Source organism: Clostridium collagenovorans DSM 3089 (assembly GCF_900130005.1).
In the GTDB taxonomy this organism is placed as follows: Bacteria; Bacillota; Clostridia; order Clostridiales; family Clostridiaceae; genus Clostridium_D; species Clostridium_D collagenovorans.
In genome coordinates, this window is sequence record NZ_FQXP01000004.1 from 219,866 (window position 1) to 239,140 (window position 19,275).

The following is a 19,275-nucleotide window of genomic DNA, read 5'->3' on the forward strand; positions in this document are numbered from 1 at the left end:
ATAACTTAATACTTTCTTAAGGTTTTTTTTAATCTATTTTATAAGTTTATAATTAAGATATAAATATAAGATAAGAGGAGGGGAAATACATGGGAGAAGTAATTTTAAAGACTCACAATATTTCAAAAAAATATGGAAATCAATTTGCAGTTAATAATGTAAATATGACTATAAAAAAAGGACAGATATACGGATTTATAGGACAAAATGGAGCAGGTAAAACAACATTAATTCGTCTTATTACAGGACTTGCTCATAAAACAAGTGGAGAATTAGAACTATTTAATTTATCAAGTGAGGGTGATTTAAATAAAGCTAGAACAATGATAGGAAGCTTAATAGAAACACCAGCTTTTTATGGCAATATGACAGCTAGAGAAAACTTAGAAGTATCAAGATTAGTTAGAAATATAGCAGGAAAAGAATGTATAGATGAAGTATTAGAATTAGTAGGATTAAAAGATACAGGTAAAAAGAAGGTTAAAAACTTCTCATTAGGTATGAGGCAAAGATTAGGAATAGCAAATGCCTTACTTGGTAATCCAAGACTTCTTATACTAGATGAACCAATAAATGGTTTAGATCCTATGGGAATAGTTGAAATAAGAGAACTCCTTAAGAAAATAAATAGGGATAAGGAAGTAACTATATTAATTTCAAGTCACATATTAGGAGAGCTTTCAGAATTAGCAACTAGCTATGGAATAATAAGAGAAGGAAAGCTTATAGAAGAGATAAGTGCAAAGGAATTAAAAGAAAAGTGTAGACAATATATAGCTCTAAAAGTAGATTATGCAGATAGAGCAGTTACAATACTTGAAAATGAATTAAATATAAGCAACTATGAAGTTATAGAAAATAATAATATAAAAATATACAGTAATTTAGATGATATTGGAAATATAAACTCTACCCTTTCAAAAAAAGGAGTAATTGTAGAAGGAATTACTTTAAAAGGTAAAAATCTAGAGGAGTACTTTATGAATATCGTTGGGGGTGGGAAAAATGCTTAGATTAATGAAAGCAGAACTTTATAAATTATTTAAAGGAAGAGCATTTAAAACCTTATGTGTAGTTGCAGTTGTTTTAGGAATATTATTAGTAGGTATAACCTCAATAATTACAGAGGACTTTCTTATGGATAGCTTAGGGGATGTACCACAGGCACAGAAGGAACAAATGATTACAGAATTAAAAAGCATGGGTTCAAGTGACAGTGTGGTAGTAGCAGGACAATTAGGATATAATACAAATGGTGTAAAGGATATGTTTAAGGTAACAGGACAAGAAGTATTCCATGTAGCCTTTGGATCAGGAGTAGCAGAGGTATTAATAGCAATATTAGTAGCTTCAATGATGGCGAAGGAATATACACAGGGAACAATAAAAAACACCTTAGCTTATGGTAAGAGAAGAGATCACTTCTATATAGCTAAACTTATAGCTATATCCATAGGAGTTGCAATAATACTAGCAATAATGACAATAATTCCGACAATAATCATAACAATAAAAAATGGTTGGGGTGGAAGCTTTGAAATATCACAACTTCTAAATATCATAGGAGTATATCTAGGAGCAACAGTAGTATATTCAGCAATAGCAGCAGTAATTATGTTACTTGCAACAATATTAAAAAGCAATGGAGCAACAATAGGAATAAGTATGGGTATATTTGTATTTGTACCAACAATACTAGGATTTTTATATGGAAAATTAGATTGGTTTGATGCAATATATGAAAAAACCCTATTCTATAGCTCAGCATTAGCTACATCCATATTATCAACATCAAAGGATGTAATAACAGCAACTATAATTGGAGCAGTAACCTTAGTAATAGCTACTATATGTGCAATAGCAATCTTTAAAAAACAAGACATTAAGTAAAAGTAAGAATTAAAAATATGGTAAAAACACTTAATATATGATACATTGACTATAAAAATAATAAGAGAAAAATATCTAATATATTATGTATTAATTAAAGAAATAATAAGAACAAGAGAGGTGAGAAAGATTATAATAATAATTTTAGTATTAATAGGAATTATTATAGCTTTACTCACCTTTGTTATAGGTTTAAAAAAAGATATAAAATCAATATCAAATCAAATAGGAAACTCAAAGGGCGAGTATAGAAATATATACATTAATACCTTAGATAAAGACATAGAAGAATTAGCAAAGAAAATAAATATATTATATGATAAAAATCAAGAAGTAAATGCAAAGGCAAAACATGCAGAAGAAGAGCTAAGACAAAGCATAGCAAATATGTCACACGATCTTAGAACACCACTAACCTCAATAATGGGATACGTGCAATTAATAGAAAAAGGAAATCTAGTTGGAGAAGAAAAAGAATACATGGAAATAGTAAAGAAAAGAACTAAGGTACTACAAAACCTTATAACAAGCTTTTATGAACTATCCAAAATACAAGAAAAAGAATACAACTTCCAGCTAAAACCCCTTAACCTAGGAAACATACTATGCGAAAACCTAGCAAGCTTCTACATGGAATTTGAAAATAAGAACATAGAACCAATTATAGAAATAGAGGATAACTTACCAAACATAATAAGTGATGAAAATGCAGTAATACGCATATTTTCAAACTTAATAAACAACATGCTAAAACATGGAGAAAACTACACCAAGATATCCTTAAAGCAAAGAGAAAATGCTATAGTATCAGAATTCATAAACAATGCACCAAACCTTACAGAAGAAGATATACCCAAAATCTTCAATAGATTCTATATAGCAGATAAATCAAGAAACAGCAACAACACAGGCTTAGGATTAAGCATAACAAAAGCCTTTGTAGAAGAGCTAGGCAACGAAATCAAAGCCGAACTAAAAGAAGGAAAATTAAAAATAGAAATAAAGTGGAAATGTAGAAAATAAATTTACCAGGCATGAAAGAAAATAAATTGTCCTTAAAGCACTGATATAACTTGCTTTAAGGGCAGTTTTTTATAATTTATAGACTTTTTGTATTTTACTTGGTAAAATAATCTTAGAATCCTTTAAATACAAGGGATAAAGCAGAAATTCCATTTATAAGAATGGCTAATTTACTGTGCTTGAAGATTAACATTAGATGTATTTAAATTTGGATTATTACCTAACATACCCATTAATTGTTGGGCTTGAAGATTAACATTAGATGTATTTAAATCATTTTGCAGATGTATTAGCTATGGCTTCTAATGCACTTGAAGATTAACATTAGATGTATTTAAATGTATATCCAATACCGTTATTTCCATCTCCTGCAGCTCTTGAAGATTAACATTAGATGTATTTAAATCCTATTAATGCCTCTATTACATTCTTTCTAATGTAGCTTGAAGATTAACATTAGATGTATTTAAATAACCAATATTTATTTGCATAAATACCACACCAATAGCTTGAAGATTAACATTAGATGTATTTAAATTCTACTTATTCTCCTTATACCATTCATAAATAAGACTTGAAGATTAACATTAGATGTATTTAAATGGTTTATTCTGATATATCTAATATAAATACCGCTTACTTGAAGATTAACATTAGATGTATTTAAATTGCTATACCTCCTAAGGAGGGGCAATGCCCTCTATTCTTGAAGATTAACATTAGATGTATTTAAATCAACTTGCATTACTTCATTTATTTCAGCTACTTTAGGCTTGAAGATTAACATTAGATGTATTTAAATAGAGAAATGCAAGCGAATGCACGAGACTAGGTATTCCTTGAAGATTAACATTAGATGTATTTAAATTAATGTTGTCTAAACTAGTTATAAATTGACCACTATCTTGAAGATTAACATTAGATGTATTTAAATTGATCTTGACTAGCCCAATAAAACATTTTTCCGTTCTTGAAGATTAACATTAGATGTATTTAAATTTTAGAACCACCCCCACTGTGAAAATCTGCACCACCTTGAAGATTAACATTAGATGTATTTAAATATTTTCATCTTTCCGAAATCCTCTTTATACTCAACCCTTGAAGATTAACATTAGATGTATTTAAATTACTTCTTGCAAGTCTACTAAAATCCCAAACATACTTGAAGATTAACATTAGATGTATTTAAATCTCCTTGACTATATTATACCATTTTGTAAATTTAAACTTGAAGATTAACATTAGATGTATTTAAATATCTTAATCCTAGTGTTTGGAAATATGATGATGTGCTTGAAGATTAACATTAGATGTATTTAAATGCATTTTTATTTTGCCATGCTCTCAACTCTTCATACTTGAAGATTAACATTAGATGTATTTAAATTTTTGAAGTAGAAGGTGTATAAATGACTAATATTAGACTTGAAGATTAACATTAGATGTATTTAAATAGACAAATTTCAGGTGTTTGTTCTTTAACATATTGTGTTAAAGAGTAACAGTATATATTAATTTTAGCAATAAATATGGAATATTTTATACAAATATAGAATATATATTTGCATTTTTGTAATTATATTGTAGAATAGAAGGAAAGGGGGATAGTCATGAAAGTATATGAAATGAAATTGAAGGTTTTTATGTTACAAAGTATAGAATTGAATAATTTAAGAGAGTGTGTATGTAACTTAATAGATAAAAGCTTGTTTAAGGATGAGTTTACTGCTGAATTACATAATGAAAATAAATTTAAGTTTTATACTTTCAATAATTTATATCCTATAGAAAATGATAAGCTTTATAAAGCTGGTAATATATATACCTTAATAATAAGAACTATTGATGAAACCTTAGTAAAACATTTCCAAAAACATCTTGCTAATGAATATAATGAGCAATTAAAGGCTTTATTAATAGAAACTAGAGTTATTCCTAAAAGACATATAGAGCGAATTTATAATATAACTCCAGCTGTTGCTAAGTTTGAAAATGGGTATTGGAAAAATGGTGAGGGAATTGAAGCTTTAGAGAAGAGGATAAAAGAAAATTTAATTAAGAAATATAATACTTTAATGAATGATAAAATTGATGAGGACTTTGAATTGTTTTCTTTCTTTAAGTTAGAAAATGCTAATCCTATTCCATGCAAGTATAAAAATATTAAGTTACTAGGTGATAAAATGACTTTAAATATTGCTGAAAATGAGAAGGCACAGGACTTAGCATATTTAGCTTTAGGTACGGGCCTGCTTGAAATGGGTACCCGTGGCTTGGGGTTTGTTAATTATAAGTTTTTATAGGAGGGGAGAAGATGTTAAAGGACTGCTTACAGGTCTTTAAAAAGTTATATGAAGAAAAGGGAGAAGCTTTAATTACTGATAATTATATTTTATCAGAAGGGACTTATATACTTGTTGATGATGATGGAAATATTGAAAATGTATTAGAAGTTTCTAAGAAGAATTTTGATAGAATAGCAGCTAGTGATTTTATAGTTATAGATTATTTAAGTAAGTTAATAGATATGAATAAACCCATAGATGGCAGAAAGGTAATTCATAGTAATAACTACTTAAGCTTTTGGGTTAAAAAGGAGAGCTTAACCGTAGACAACAAAGGCGAAAGAAAATTAACTAATAATATTATAGAGGATTATTATAAAATTCTTTCTGACCCTAAAATAAAATATAAAAAGGGAAAAGCTTTAACTTTATATGAAGATATAGGAAATCAAATAGGAGAACCACCAAAAGAGCAAATCTTAAAATGTGAAACTTGGATAAAGAATAATATATTTTCTATATTAGAGAAGTTAAAAATAAAAGAGGACAAAAGTTATCTTAAAATATTTTTTAAAACAGATGTAGAAGAATATGAAAGAGAAAATAAAAGATATATAGTCCCTAATATATACAATTCAACGGATTATAATGTTGATAAGGATAATATTATATATGGGTTACCCAATGACAATATGGGGTTAAATTCTAAAAAACCTTATTTGGAAAATAAAACAAGAGTAAATAGCATACCATATTTAATTTCCACAGAAGAAGTTAATTTACAAAAGAAGTTTATAGATTATTTATATAATGAAGCTTGCAATAGAAAAACAAATATTTATATAAATGAAGAAAATATTAAGGCCTGTGAATCTAATGAAGCTCCAGAAGAAGCGTTTAAAGGGTACTTTCTAAGGATAAAAAAAGGAAAAGAGTTAGAAATACATGAGTTTGATACAATAGCTGATTATAATCCTAAAATAATAGATTTAAATATAAATCAAGTAATTCCGGTTAAGGATTTCTTAAATAGTAAAATAGAGTATAAATTACAGTATGGATCTGTGAATTTATTAAAAGAGTTAAAAGCTATAATTAATACGGTATTTTTCTCAGGAATGTTATTATCTCATTATTTTACTGAAGAGAAAGATATAAGAGTAAGAGATGAAAGATTAAAAAAAGAAATCTTGGAATATAGAGATGGCTTTTTTCAATGGTTTCATAAAGGAAATAGTAGCATAATAAAGTCTCAATTTAAAGTAAACTCCTTGGAAATTATTAAAAATTCTTTAAAATGTAATGATAATAAATTAAGAATAATAGAAAAGTTTAATCTTAGAAGTGCTATTTTAAACTATTTGGAGGGAAGAGAAGAAATGGGTGATAAGTTAAGAACAATACATGATTCTTTAAGAGGAAAAATAAACGAAGACAATACTTCAAGTATCTCTAATGATGATGAGTATTATTTTGCAGTAGGACAATTAGTAAGTTACTTAATATCTTTAAACAAGGGAAGCAAAAAAACTCATTCATTAATAAATCCTATTTTGAATTGTAAAAGCGATGATAAGTTAAAAAAAGAAGTATGTAGAATGTTTAAAAAGTATAGTTACGATATAAACCAAAATAACAGAAGATTCAATAATTTAAATGCAATGATAATAAGTTATGAACCAGAAAATAAAATTTCTAATGAAGAGACAATAATAGCTGGATATTTATATAGCAATTTAATATATGAAAAAAAGGAGAGTAATTAGTTATGGAAAAAAGAGTTTACGGTGTTATAGGTATAAAATCAGTTATGGCTAATTGGAATGCTGATTTTACAGGAAATCCAAAATCAATTTCAACAGGAGAGGTTTTTGGTAGTGATAAAGCTTTGAAATATCCTATGAAAAAGATGTGGAATGAACAAGGTGAAAAGGTAGTTTATATCAAATCATTAAAAATGGATGAGGGCAAAAAGGGTAAGAAGGATGCTGAAGGACCTAAGGTAAGACCTAAATCTTTAAAAGAGAGATATGAAGAAGTTTTTGAAGTTGAGGATCTAAAAAAGGAAGATAGCATTAAGGTATTAACTAACCTGTTTAAGGCTGTAGACGTAAAAAACTTTGGATGTACATTTGCTGAAGAAAAAAATAACATTTCCATAACTGGAGCAGTTCAAATAACTCAAGGATTTAACAAATACAATGGACATAATGTTGAGGAACAACAAATTTTATCTCCTTTTAGAGATGGGACAAAGGATGAGGCAGAGTCATCAACTTTAGGAACTAAAATAGTAAGCAATGAAGCGCACTACTTTTATTCATTTTCTATAAATCCTTTATCATATAAAGATTATGTTGCTATGGGAGTAACAGAGGGATATACAGAGGAAGATTATAATAAATTCAAGGAAGTTGCTATGGTATCAGCTACATCTTTTAATACTAATGCTAAAGTTGGCTGTGAAAATGAATTTGCCATATTTATAGAAACAGAAAAGGAATTATATCTTCCAGAATTAGCTCAATATGTTACTTTTAATAAAGGTGAGAAAAATATAATTGAGTTAGGCTTTAATGACTTAATAAATGATTTTAAAGATAAAATAACTTCAATAGAAGTGTATTATAATCCATATACAACAATAATAAAGGGAGAATTAAATAAAGCTAAATACTTTAATATATTCACTAAAGCAGAGGTGTAAATATGGAAATTCTAAAATTTACACTTAGTGGTGATACAGCTTTTTTTAAAAAGCCTGATGTTAACTCATATTACTACTTTACCTATGGAAATATTCATAAAATAGCTTTAATGGGTATAATGGGAGCTATACTTGGTTTTGGAGGATATAATCAACAAAAAATAAAGAATGACATTAAAAAATCTTCTAAAAGCAAGGAGTTAGCAGTATATCCTGAGTTTTATGAAAGGTTAAAGGATATAGAATTATCAATAGTTCCATTACAAGACAAGGGATATACGAATAAAAAGGTACAAGTCTTCAATAACTCTGTTGGATATGCTTCTAAAGAAGAAGGCGGTAATTTAATAGTAAAGGAACAGTGGTTAGAAAAACCTATATGGGATATATATATAAGTTTAAATGATGAAAAATATACTGAAGAATTAAGGGATATTCTTAAAGAATTTAAAGAAAGAATGATAAATAGAAATTTTGTATATATACCTTACTTGGGTAAAAATGATCATTATGCTAATATAACTGATGTAAAGATATATGAAGATGCAAAGAAAACATATCTTAAACAAGGGGAAATTACTGATATTTATGGTTTAGCTTTAGATTCAATGTTTTCTTTAGAAAATGATAGTATGGAAGAGGATGACTTGTTTGAAACTGAAGTAAAATGGAAGTATCAAGAACGTTTACCTATAGAGTTAGAGAATTCATGGAATCAATATATAACATCAAGCTGTATTAATACAAATTTTAAGTTAAGAGCTAAAAGTGAAACTTATATATTTGAAATAGATGGGAAAAGATTATTCTTTTTATAAAGGTGGTTAAAATGTATTTTGACAATATAAAGATGTTTAATTTAAATGATGAAGTTAGAAACATAGATAAAATATATGCTCACTTAAAAGAAAATGAACTTCAATATGAAACCTTAGAAAATCATATGAATTTATCTTTGCATTATTTTGAAAAGTTATGTAAGGATAAAAACCTAGACAACGTATTTTTGAATTTTCAAAATAGTTTCTTTAAAGAGGCTTCTTATGAAGATATAGGATTATGGAAAGAATTAATATGTAATACCATATATATGCATGATTTAGGTAAAATTAATCCTAACTTTCAAAGAGAGAAGATGAAGAATACGTTCTTTGAAATGACTAATAGCATGAATAGTAAACATTCTTTAATGTCTTCAATTATTTATTTTAATTACTATTTTAATGAAGTTAATAAAAGAAAGGGAGAGCAGAAGAAAACTCTCCTTTTATTTTTACTCATAAATAGTTATGTTATAAGTAGACATCATGGATACTTGGGAGATATTAAAGAATACATTGACAAGTTATATTATTCATTAAAAGAAGATAAAAAAGAAGAACTTATAAATTATAAGGGGAGCTTTGAAAGTATCTCTAAATTAAGAAATTTAAATGAGAATTTCAATAAAATAATTGCAGAATTAGAAGGAGGAAAGACTTGGATTTCGCTGGATATATACATATATACAAGGTTTATATACGGAATTTTAGTATCTTGTGATTTTTATGCAACATCACATTATAGTGGCAATAAGGAAATTGAGGATATAGGTGTAATCGAAGACGTTGAAAAATACCTTAAGGGCTTTAGAGAAACAGAGGTATGTAAAAGTATCAATCAATATAGAAGATTTTTAGATGGAGAGGATATAAATCCATTTGGAAAAGACGATATAAACCAGTTAAGAACTGAGATGTTCTTAGAAAGTGAGGAGAACTTAATTAAGAATTTAAATGAAGATATATTCTTTTTAGAAGCTCCAACGGGCAGTGGAAAAACTAATACTTCAATAAATTTGGCTTTTACTCTTTTAGAAAAGAATAAAGAGCTTAATAAAATATTTTATGTTTTTCCATTTAACACTTTAGTAGAGCAAACAAAAGACTCTTTACTTAAGGTATTTAATAATTATGAAGATATAAAAAATGAGATAGCTGTTATAAACTCAATTACTCCAATAAAAATGTGTAAGGATGAAGAAAGTACTTTAAAGTATGAAAAGTCTTTATTATCAAGACAGTTCTTACATTATCCCATGACCTTAACTACGCATGTGAATATATTTAATTATTTATTTGGTATAGGAAGAGAAGATGTATTTCCATTAGTTCATATGGCAAATGGAGTTTTGATTTTAGATGAGATACAAAGTTATAGAAATTTAATATGGAAAGAAATAATTATTTTCCTGAAAGCTTATGCTAGGCTTCTAAATATTAAGATAATAATAATGTCTGCTACTTTACCTAATTTAGAAAAGCTTAGCTATGATAAGACGGGATTTACAAAACTTATAAAACAGCGAGAAAAATACTTTTCAAATAAATTATTTAAAGAAAGGGTAGAATTAGATTTTTCACTTTTACAATGTGACTTATCAAATGATGACAATGTACTTTTAGATAAAGTAATAGGATCATCTTTAGAGTTAAAGGAAATTGATGATTTAGAAGGAAAAGTGGTAGTTGAATTTATAAAAAAGACTTCAGCAATGAAGTTTTTTAAGGCACTTAATGAAAGGGTAGAAGAAGATAATTTAGATGTAGAAGTTCTATTAATAACAGGTGATGATAATAAAATTGAGCGTAAAAGAATTATTAATAAGGTAAAACAAGAACGGAATTTAATTTTAGTTGCAACTCAAGTCATAGAAGCTGGTGTAGATATTGACATGGATATTGGATTTAAGGACACTGCTCTTTTAGATGGTGAAGAGCAATTCTTAGGAAGAATTAATCGTTCTTGTAAGAAAAAGAATTGTAAAGTATTTTTCTTTAATAAGGATGAAGCAAATGTTATATATAAAAATGATGTAAGAAAAATGAATGATTTGATCTTAAAGAATGATGATATAAAAACAATATTAATGAATAAAAACTTTGATTTATTTTATGAAAAGGTAATGGAAAGATTAGAGGAAGAAAGTAAAAGAATTAACGTAGATATAAACATAGACGACTTTAGAAAAGAGAAAATGTGTAAACTTAAGTTTGAAGATATAAAAGATAAGATGAAACTAATCAATGATGATAGATTTATGTATACAGTATTTTTAAATAGAGAAATAGAAGATGAAGATGGTAAAGTTATATCTGGAGAAAATATATGGAAGGAATATAAAAGTATATTAATGGATAATAAGTTACCTTATGCAGAGAGAAGAGTGAAGCTCTCTATTATAGCAGAAAAATTAGATTATTTTACTTACCAAATTGATAAAATAGGTTTTACCTATAATGATGTTCTTGGAAATATGATTTATATAGAAGATGGAGAACAATACTTTGAGAATGGTAAGTTTAGTAAGGAATTACTACAAAAACATGAAAGTTTTGAGTTCTGTTAGGTATTAGGAGGAAAGTGCTGTGAAAATAAATGGTACTCTTATAAATTATTATTTTCATTGTAAAAGACAATGTTGGTTACACGGAAATAGAATAAATCTAGAATCTAATAGTGAAGATGTAAAAATAGGAAAGGCATTGCATGAAGTTAAGGAACTTGAAAGTAAAAATACGGAAATATCTATTGACAATATAAAGATTGATAAGATAACAGAGGAATATTTAGTTGAAATTAAAAAATCAGATTCAGATTATGAAGCTGTGAAGTGGCAAGTTTTATTTTATTTAAAGATACTTAAAAGTAAAGGCATATATAGAAAAGGCAAAATAGAGTTCATAGAGAAAAATAAAGAAAAAAATAAAATATTCTATGAGGAATTGACAGAAGAAATAGAAATGGAACTTGAAGAAATAGAAAATAAGGTGGAAGCTCTGTTAAAATCAGATACTCCACCAGTAGCAGAGTTCCAAAATAAGTGTAAAAAATGTGCATATTATGAGTATTGTTATATTTAGTGGAGGAGTAAATGGGAAGTACAAAATATTTAACGTCTATGGGAGAACTTTCTAGAAAAGATAATTCTTTATGTTTTAGAGTGAATAATAAAAATAACTATATTCCAATAGAAAATGTATCAGAAATATATTGTTTATCAGAAATATCTTTAAATAGTAAGCTATTAGATTTTTTAGCTAGAAATAATATAGTGGTACATTTCTTTAATTATTATGAGGGGTATAGTGGAACATTTTATCCTAAAGATAAGATGCTTAGTGGAAGACTATTAGTAAAACAAGTAAAAGCATATGAAACTAAAAGGTTATATATAGCTACAGCAATAGTTGAAGGAATAGGAGAAAACATATGCGAAACATTATATCATTATTATAAACATGATAAAAAGGAAGTTAAAGAAACTATTGATTGGATAAAAGGTGAATTTAAAGAAAAGCTTAAGAGAGTAAGCACAACACAAGAACTTATGCAAGTAGAGGGTGAAGTTTGGCAAAGATTTTATGGAGATTTTAAGTATATACTACCAGAGGACTTTGTTATGAATAAAAGGGTGAAAAGACCACCGGATAATCCTATAAATGCCCTAATATCCTTTGGTAATAGCTTGTTATATTCTAAAACAGTATCAATTATATATAAAACTCATCTAGATCAAAGAATAAGTTTTTTACATGAGCCATCTGAAGGAAGGTTTTCTTTGAGTCTAGATATAAGTGAATCATTTAAACCAATAATAGTTTTTAAGACAATATTTGATTTAGTAAATAACAAGAAGCTTAAAGTAAATAAACATTTTGAGAAAAAGGTTAACTATTGCATTTTAAATGAGGAAGGAAGAAAAATTTTTATAACAGCCTTTGAAGAAAGGTTAGAAACAGCTTTTATGCATGCAAAATTAAAAAGAAAAGTAACATATAGGACTGCAATAAAATTAGATTGCTATAAACTAATAAAAACTATTTTAGAAGATAAAGAATTTAGGACTTTTAGCATAAAGGAGAAAATGTAAAAGGTGAGTAAAAAATTCAATTATAATTATGCATTTTTATTTTATGATGTAAAAGAAAAGAGAGTAAATAAGGTATTCAAGGTGTGTAAAAAGTATCTCTCACATTATCAAAAATCCGTATTTAGAGGCAGTATAACGCCATCTAATTTAATAAAGCTAAGAAAAGATTTGAAGATGGTAGTAAATGAAAGCGAAGATTTTATATGTATAGTTAAATTACTCAATGATGAAGTTTTTGATGAAGAAGTTATAGGTGTATCTGGTCAAAGTGGAGAAGATCTTATCTTCTAAATTTACCAGGCTTGAAATAAAATAAACTCCTTATAAACCATTGATTTTACTAGGTTTATGGGGAGTTTATTATAAGTTATAGACTTTTTGTATGTTACTTGGTAAAATAATCTTAGAATCCTTTAAATACAAGGGATACAGCAAAAATGCCATTTATAAGAATGGCTAATTTACTGTGCTTGAAGATTAACATTAGATGTATTTAAATTGTCCTAAAAAAATAAATCACCTTAGAAAATCATCGCTTGAAGATTAACATTAGATGTATTTAAATAAATTTAAAAATTCTAGGAGGAATGAATTATGAAACTTGAAGATTAACATTAGATGTATTTAAATTAGTTTGATAAAGGTCGACAATGAAAGGAGAAAATCTTGAAGATTAACATTAGATGTATTTAAATCCCATTGATATACCAGTATTTTTCACTTGATTTAATCTTGAAGATTAACATTAGATGTATTTAAATATAAGTGCATCTACTAAGCTTGCGCAGCCTAAGGCACTTGAAGATTAACATTAGATGTATTTAAATAGTAAAAATGAGTGTGAATTAGGAGAAATAGGTAAGCCTTGAAGATTAACATTAGATGTATTTAAATTTTGTTGGTCCACTTCTTTCACTGTAACCAATGGATCCTTGAAGATTAACATTAGATGTATTTAAATTCTGTTAAAGTCATCAAATTTTCCACTTCTCATACCCTTGAAGATTAACATTAGATGTATTTAAATAATTTACTAAAAGAGAAATAGAGAAGGCAGTTGAAACTTGAAGATTAACATTAGATGTATTTAAATTTGTTAGCGGCTACGATAGCCTTTAATATTTTGTAACTTGAAGATTAACATTAGATGTATTTAAATCCTAATTGAGCAACGTTAGTATTGGACTTTTGGGACTTGAAGATTAACATTAGATGTATTTAAATTGGTTTGAAAGGGTTAAGGTTAGAAATAAATATAACCTTGAAGATTAACATTAGATGTATTTAAATAATTGAGTTTATATGTAATCCATTCATATACTATACCTTGAAGATTAACATTAGATGTATTTAAATTCGTTAAAATAGTTAAATACGTACACATTTTGCTTACTTGAAGATTAACATTAGATGTATTTAAATGTATGGGTAATTTTCCTATACTTAAGCTAGGTGAACTTGAAGATTAACATTAGATGTATTTAAATACTAGTATTCTATGTCGTGTTCCATTAGCTTTTAGCCCTTGAAGATTAACATTAGATGTATTTAAATAAATTAATAAGTAACTATGCTAGAATTTACGCTAGCTTGAAGATTAACATTAGATGTATTTAAATCCTTCTTTAATATCTGCAATTACTTCTCTAAATGTCCTTGAAGATTAACATTAGATGTATTTAAATTAGTGAAAATACCAAGCATGCTTTTAGATTAAAACTCTTGAAGATTAACATTAGATGTATTTAAATTTAAAAGCTTTTATATATTTAACTTTCCACTCTAACTTGAAGATTAACATTAGATGTATTTAAATTTTGTTGAATGGGTATTAGGAAAAGATCAATCACAATTTGAAGATTAACATTAGATGTATTTAAATGGATTAAGTGTTGCCATAAGATAATCATTTCTTGTACTTGAAGATTAACATTAGATGTATTTAAATGAATGTAGAGAAATTAGCAAAAATGAATTTGAAAGACTTGAAGATTAACATTAGATATATTTAAATTTGGTGACAGTACTAATAAGTGAGGTAGGAAGTGAAGTTTATAATTGAAGAAGGTTTCAACATAAAGTAACCAACAAGAGAATTGTTATTTCTTATTGGTTACTTTTTTATTGTTAAGTTTCATTATTTTTCGAAGTTTTATTCTTTGGTATTCTGTAGGTTCTTATGGTTCTTTATTCTTAATGTACATTTCTTTTTCTATGAAGCTCATCATTTTGTTTCTCATATATAAGTAAACTGAAAATGCTAGTATTGTATTAAATGCAACAAGGAATATGCTATTTAATATTTTGGTTACCACATATATAACTAAAATTATTAAGGTGATTATGCATAATGCAAGAGTATTGTCTTTAAGCCATTTTCTTTTTAAGGTCTTTTTTATTTCGGTGATATTTGAGGTATTTTTCATGATTTCACCTTCTTTTATTTGAAATTATATCCATATTGTATTGCGATTAAGTGGTGTTGTAAATAGGGTGGAGGTAATATATTTTATTAGAAGTTTTCAGTCTGTACTTCCAGGTATCATGTAGTAGAACTATTCTAACAATGTTTATGTACATCTGTTATTAAAGTATTATGACATTGATTTACACAAAAGTAACAAAAACTGTTATCATATTGATTAAATAACATAAATACAATAAAATTGAATTCATAGAATATATATATTAAAACTTGCTTCATAGTTATGCAAATCATAAAGAAAAAAATATTTATGGAAAATCTTTGTTGCAATTAAAAGCTTACATAAAAATCATATCAGAGAGTTTTCATGTTAGAGGTATAAATTATTTATATTACATAAATTACCAATTTATAAAGATGTTTTAAGTAAAGTATATTTAAAGGTTAAAGGGTGAAGCATCAATATGAGTATTCACTACCTATATAATCATTAGTTCTATCATTTAGTAGGTCTTGACTTATCAAAATTTAAAATCATTAATTCTATATTTATCAGAACATTATTAATATTAAAGACATAAAAATCCAGATTTGAGCAATGAATTTTAAAGATAAAGGGGGGACAATTAGTTTTTTTATAAATATTAAAAATATAAAATGGTATTTAATACTGTATATTAATTGAGGGGGAGTAAAAAATGAAAAAAATACATTGTATATCTATGGCTACTGCTGTGTGCATTATTTCTGGTACTATGCTTGGGGGCTCACATCAACAGTTTGATAATAAGCTTTTAAGTAGTACTAAAAAAGTTATTGACAGTGAAAAAAATAGTAAAGAAGAGAATAAGAATTTAAATAACGACGAAAAAAATTATGGTGAAGATGTTGGAAAAGGTGATGAAGTTTTCAACCCTAAGATATTCAATATATTTGAGGATAATAAGATAGCTCAAATGGGAAGTGTAATTAAACTTGAGCTTCCAAGTGATGATGTGAAACCAATAAGTGAGTATAAAATAAATAGTACTGATGTGTATTCCTCTTTAGATGAAAGTAATATTGATAAAAGTTTAATCTTAAATAACAATAATGAGAATGTTGATGAAATGTTAGGTAATGGAAAGAAGCTGTTACTTATGAATGTAACTATAAAAAATGTTAGTAGAGATGATGATATTTATATAAGTGATCTTGGATTAAGCTACCTTGAAAAAAATGGAGAAATCAGCACCACAAAATTTCCACCAGAAATAAAGTATTTTTCTGAAACGGGCTACAATAAAGATGGCAATTGGAAAAGTTATTATAAATTTCCTTTAGAAAAAGGGGAAAGTAAGAATGTTGAAGTTGGCTGGATAATAGATACAAATGAATTTGATTTAGATAATGTATATGTTTGTATTGGTTCTTGTACATCATATGAATATCAGAATTTTGTTAAATTAGATATAGTTGAAGATAAAAATAAGTAATTTTAAATAATATTTAATGAAGTAAGCATATTATTTAATTGATATGACTACTTCATTATTTATATAAAGGAGTAATAAAGTGAAAAAAATAAGATGTATATCTATGGCTACTGTCATTTGTATTATTGCTGGAACTATGACGGGGTGTTCATATAAAGAGTTTGAAGATAAGACTTTAAGTGGAATTAAAAAATTTTTTAATAGTGAAAAGAGCAATGATTCAAATAATTACGCAAAGAATGATGATGTAGATTCAGGAAAGTCAAGTGAAAAATTAGAGGAAAGCACCAAAAATATAATTAAAGATAATGCGATCCGTGAAATGGGGAGTTTAATTACCATAGATTTACCCTATGAAGGCGAAAAACATATAATTGAATATACGATAAATAATACTAAGGTATACTCATCTTTAGATGAAAGTAATATTGATAAGAATTTGATTCTAAATAGGAATAATGAAAATATTGATAAAATCTTAGGTAATGGAAAAAAACTAATACTTGCAAATGTAACTGTAAAAAATGTTGATAGAAATAGTAATATTAATATAGGTGAACTTGGATTAAATTACATTATGGAAAATGGAGAAAAGAGCTCAGGGAATTTTATGTCAGAAATTGAGTATTTTTCTTTAGCAACTCTAAAGGGAGATGGCAAAGAAAAAGGCTATTACAATTATAATTTGGAAAAAGGTGAAAGTAAGATTGCTGAAATTGGATGGATTATAGATCCAAATGAAGTTGATTTAGATAGATTATATATTTGTATTGGCAGTCATACATCATATGAATATCAGAAATTTGTTAAATTAGATATAGGGGAAGGTAAGAAATGAAGAATATAATTAAACTAGAATTAAATAAGGCTCTTAAAAATAAATTTTTTTATATAGCCATAGCTATTGGGTTTATGGCGACAATGATGAATTTTTTATACAATTTAGAAACTTTTAATAATGATTTAAGAATGCTTAAAGAAGCAGAAATTGCTATGAATGCTGTATATAATCCTATGGTAAGGTCATCAACTATATTTAATAACTGGGTTTTAGGTGAAACTCATACCTTAGGATCAGTAATATTTTTCTTTATCTTGCCTATTTTAGCAGCTATACCTTATACATGGTCTTATTGTTCAGAACGTAATAGTGGGTATGTTAAAAATATGATAATTCGTTCTGGAAAGAGGGAGTATTATACTGCAAAATATATAGCTGTATTTGTATCTGGTGGACTAGCTGTACTTATACCATTAGTATTAAATTTCTTACTAGCCTCAATGTTTTTTCCAGCATCAGTACCAGATTCACAATATTATATTTACTATGCTATTAGTGGAAATTCTTTATTGTCAGGATTATTTTATACTAAGCCTCTTATATATGTTTTCATTTTTTTAATAATGAATTTTCTATTTAGTGGGGTTATAGCATGTATTAGTTTTATAGTAGCTAGATTTATTAAAACTAAGGTAGCGGTAATTTTATCACCCTTCTTTTTAGTATTAGCTGTAGATTATTTTAAAAGGATACCAGAGGCCTTTATTAAAGTAGAGCTTTCTCCTATGCAATTTGTGAAAGGAATGAAATTTGGGTATGACAGTAAGTTGGGAGTTATTATTGCAGAGTTTATTTTCTTGTTTATAGTGACATATACATTCTTTGCAATTACAAGGAGTAAAAAAGATGTATATTAAGTTATTTAAGTTTGATATAAAAAACGGGTTACTAAAAAATAAAGTATTACTTAGTGCAAGTTTAATTATTCCAATAATTTTATGTATTGATTATATTATTAAAGTTAAAGGTATAACCTTTGGACAAGAAGTTACATTATCCTTTGCTGATTACTATATGTATATTTTTGGGGGGGTGAAGGAAGGTGTTGTTTTTGGTATGAAAGATTATATTCCATCTCCAACAACAAATTTTATTATGCCTATAATGTGGAGTATAGTATTTATTACTTTATTTTATGGAACCTTAAATTATCCCTTCAATGATATGAGCGGTATTGGAAAGCAGATTTTAATTAGGACTAAGGGAAGAATTTCTTGGTGGATATCAAAATGTATCTGGAATCTTATATGTTGTTTATTTTTCTTTTCTATAATTTTAGGAGTAATATGGATTTTTTGTTTGATTACAGGTGCAGAAATATCAGGCAAAATTAATGTACAGCTTCTCAATAGTGTGTATAATACAAAAATTGAAGAAATAGATGGAAATAACATATTAATGCCCGTTTATATGTTTGTTTTACCTATTATAGTAACTAGTGCTATTAGCATTATGCAAATGACAATTTCACTTTTCATAAAGCCAATATTTAGCTTTTTAGTAACTGTAGTATTACTAGTGTTTTCTGCATATGTATTATCGCCTTGCTTAATAGGAAACTTTCTTATATTAATTCGTTTTGATTATATTGTGGCCAATGGATTAAATTTTTATATGGGTATTTTTGTGTCAATTTTTGTTATTGTATGTTCTATTATAATTGGAGTGTTGAAATTTAGACATTACGACATTATTAATAAGGAATAAGGGGGTA

16 protein-coding genes and 2 CRISPR repeat arrays are annotated in these 19,275 nt (G+C 26.8%); of the genes, 15 read left to right on the top strand and 1 reads right to left on the bottom strand.

Annotation, left to right across the window (positions count from 1 at the left end; genetic code table 11):
- The first annotated feature begins 89 nt into the window (after nucleotides 1-89).
- The 11 genes from BUA48_RS05505 to cas2 all read left to right on the top strand — a co-directional run bounded on the left by BUA48_RS05505 (nucleotide 90) and on the right by cas2 (nucleotide 13,111).
- Nucleotides 90-1,013, top strand: a complete 924-nt coding sequence (locus BUA48_RS05505) for an ATP-binding cassette domain-containing protein (RefSeq protein WP_072830912.1) — start codon at nucleotides 90-92, stop codon at nucleotides 1,011-1,013.
- A complete protein-coding gene (locus BUA48_RS05510) occupies nucleotides 1,006-1,890 on the top strand; it encodes an ABC transporter permease (RefSeq protein ID WP_072830914.1) in 885 nt (294 codons plus the stop codon). The genes BUA48_RS05505 and BUA48_RS05510 overlap by 8 nt, the downstream gene beginning before the upstream one ends.
- A 120-nt stretch (nucleotides 1,891-2,010) precedes the next feature.
- The gene (locus tag BUA48_RS05515; protein WP_242944304.1) at nucleotides 2,011-2,913 is read left to right on the top strand and encodes a sensor histidine kinase; all 903 of its coding nucleotides are present in this window, start codon (nucleotides 2,011-2,013) and stop codon (nucleotides 2,911-2,913) included.
- Nucleotides 2,914-3,091: 178 nt separating this feature from the next.
- A CRISPR array of direct repeats spans nucleotides 3,092-4,370; the repeat unit is 30 nt; unit sequence CTTGAAGATTAACATTAGATGTATTTAAAT.
- A gap of 156 nt (nucleotides 4,371-4,526) precedes the next feature.
- Nucleotides 4,527-5,219, top strand: coding sequence for a CRISPR-associated endoribonuclease Cas6 (cas6, locus tag BUA48_RS05520; protein WP_072830916.1), 693 nt, complete (start codon nucleotides 4,527-4,529; stop codon nucleotides 5,217-5,219).
- Nucleotides 5,220-5,230: 11 nt separating this feature from the next.
- Nucleotides 5,231-6,967 (top strand): hypothetical protein, encoded by a 1,737-nt coding sequence (locus tag BUA48_RS05525; protein WP_072830918.1) that lies wholly within the window; start codon nucleotides 5,231-5,233, stop codon nucleotides 6,965-6,967.
- Nucleotides 6,968-6,969: 2 nt separating this feature from the next.
- Nucleotides 6,970-7,908: a type I CRISPR-associated protein Cas7 gene (locus BUA48_RS05530; protein ID WP_072830919.1), complete on the top strand. Its 939-nt coding sequence runs from the start codon at nucleotides 6,970-6,972 to the stop codon at nucleotides 7,906-7,908.
- Between the two features lie 2 nt (nucleotides 7,909-7,910).
- Entirely contained in the window at nucleotides 7,911-8,726 is an 816-nt protein-coding gene (gene cas5b, locus BUA48_RS05535; protein ID WP_072830921.1) for a type I-B CRISPR-associated protein Cas5b, read from the top strand.
- 11 nt (nucleotides 8,727-8,737) lie between these two features.
- Nucleotides 8,738-11,296 carry a CRISPR-associated helicase/endonuclease Cas3 gene (locus BUA48_RS05540; protein ID WP_072830923.1) on the top strand — a complete coding sequence of 853 codons (2,559 nt, stop codon included), beginning with the start codon at nucleotides 8,738-8,740 and terminating at the stop codon, nucleotides 11,294-11,296.
- A 19-nt stretch (nucleotides 11,297-11,315) separates the two neighbouring features.
- Nucleotides 11,316-11,810: a CRISPR-associated protein Cas4 gene (gene cas4, locus BUA48_RS05545; RefSeq protein ID WP_072830925.1), complete on the top strand. Its 495-nt coding sequence runs from the start codon at nucleotides 11,316-11,318 to the stop codon at nucleotides 11,808-11,810.
- Nucleotides 11,811-11,821: 11 nt separating this feature from the next.
- Entirely contained in the window at nucleotides 11,822-12,820 is a 999-nt protein-coding gene (gene cas1b / locus BUA48_RS05550) for a type I-B CRISPR-associated endonuclease Cas1b (RefSeq protein WP_072830927.1), read from the top strand.
- Nucleotides 12,821-12,823: 3 nt separating this feature from the next.
- Nucleotides 12,824-13,111: a CRISPR-associated endonuclease Cas2 gene (gene cas2 / locus BUA48_RS05555; RefSeq protein WP_072830929.1), complete on the top strand. Its 288-nt coding sequence runs from the start codon at nucleotides 12,824-12,826 to the stop codon at nucleotides 13,109-13,111.
- Nucleotides 13,112-13,289: 178 nt separating this feature from the next.
- Nucleotides 13,290-14,834: a CRISPR direct-repeat array (repeat unit 30 nt; unit sequence CTTGAAGATTAACATTAGATGTATTTAAAT).
- Nucleotides 14,835-14,997: 163 nt separating this feature from the next.
- On the opposite strand, the gene BUA48_RS05560 is transcribed toward cas2, so the two are convergent.
- Complete coding sequence (locus BUA48_RS05560) at nucleotides 14,998-15,246, bottom strand: hypothetical protein (RefSeq protein WP_072830931.1); 249 nt, start codon at nucleotides 15,244-15,246, stop codon at nucleotides 14,998-15,000.
- Between the two features lie 697 nt (nucleotides 15,247-15,943).
- On the opposite strand from BUA48_RS05560, the gene BUA48_RS05565 reads away from it, so the two are divergent.
- From BUA48_RS05565 to BUA48_RS05580, 4 genes are all read left to right on the top strand, one after another.
- Nucleotides 15,944-16,720: a DUF5027 family lipoprotein gene (locus tag BUA48_RS05565; protein ID WP_072830933.1), complete on the top strand. Its 777-nt coding sequence runs from the start codon at nucleotides 15,944-15,946 to the stop codon at nucleotides 16,718-16,720.
- Nucleotides 16,721-16,799: 79 nt separating this feature from the next.
- Nucleotides 16,800-17,558, top strand: a complete 759-nt coding sequence (locus BUA48_RS05570; RefSeq protein WP_072830935.1) for a DUF5027 family lipoprotein — start codon at nucleotides 16,800-16,802, stop codon at nucleotides 17,556-17,558.
- Nucleotides 17,555-18,418, top strand: coding sequence for a hypothetical protein (locus tag BUA48_RS05575; protein WP_072830937.1), 864 nt, complete (start codon nucleotides 17,555-17,557; stop codon nucleotides 18,416-18,418). The genes BUA48_RS05570 and BUA48_RS05575 overlap by 4 nt, the downstream gene beginning before the upstream one ends.
- The gene (locus BUA48_RS05580) at nucleotides 18,408-19,268 is read left to right on the top strand and encodes a hypothetical protein (protein ID WP_072830939.1); all 861 of its coding nucleotides are present in this window, start codon (nucleotides 18,408-18,410) and stop codon (nucleotides 19,266-19,268) included. Before BUA48_RS05575 ends, BUA48_RS05580 begins: the two co-directional genes overlap by 11 nt.
- The last annotated feature ends 7 nt before the right edge of the window (nucleotides 19,269-19,275 follow it).

What these genes read in the sequence shown, in the direction of transcription:
- BUA48_RS05560 (WP_072830931.1), bottom strand. Translation starts at nt 15,246, where the DNA reads ATGAAAAATACCTCAAATATCACCGAAATAAAAAAGACCTTAAAAAGA.
- BUA48_RS05565 (WP_072830933.1), top strand. Translation starts at nt 15,944, where the DNA reads ATGAAAAAAATACATTGTATATCTATGGCTACTGCTGTGTGCATTATT.
- BUA48_RS05540 (WP_072830923.1), top strand. Translation starts at nt 8,738, where the DNA reads ATGTATTTTGACAATATAAAGATGTTTAATTTAAATGATGAAGTTAGA.
- cas6 (WP_072830916.1), top strand. Translation starts at nt 4,527, where the DNA reads ATGAAAGTATATGAAATGAAATTGAAGGTTTTTATGTTACAAAGTATA.
- BUA48_RS05580 (WP_072830939.1), top strand. Translation starts at nt 18,408, where the DNA reads ATGTATATTAAGTTATTTAAGTTTGATATAAAAAACGGGTTACTAAAA.
- BUA48_RS05575 (WP_072830937.1), top strand. Translation starts at nt 17,555, where the DNA reads ATGAAGAATATAATTAAACTAGAATTAAATAAGGCTCTTAAAAATAAA.
- BUA48_RS05525 (WP_072830918.1), top strand. Translation starts at nt 5,231, where the DNA reads ATGTTAAAGGACTGCTTACAGGTCTTTAAAAAGTTATATGAAGAAAAG.
- BUA48_RS05510 (WP_072830914.1), top strand. Translation starts at nt 1,006, where the DNA reads ATGCTTAGATTAATGAAAGCAGAACTTTATAAATTATTTAAAGGAAGA.
- BUA48_RS05505 (WP_072830912.1), top strand. Translation starts at nt 90, where the DNA reads ATGGGAGAAGTAATTTTAAAGACTCACAATATTTCAAAAAAATATGGA.
- cas1b (WP_072830927.1), top strand. Translation starts at nt 11,822, where the DNA reads ATGGGAAGTACAAAATATTTAACGTCTATGGGAGAACTTTCTAGAAAA.
- cas5b (WP_072830921.1), top strand. Translation starts at nt 7,911, where the DNA reads ATGGAAATTCTAAAATTTACACTTAGTGGTGATACAGCTTTTTTTAAA.
- BUA48_RS05530 (WP_072830919.1), top strand. Translation starts at nt 6,970, where the DNA reads ATGGAAAAAAGAGTTTACGGTGTTATAGGTATAAAATCAGTTATGGCT.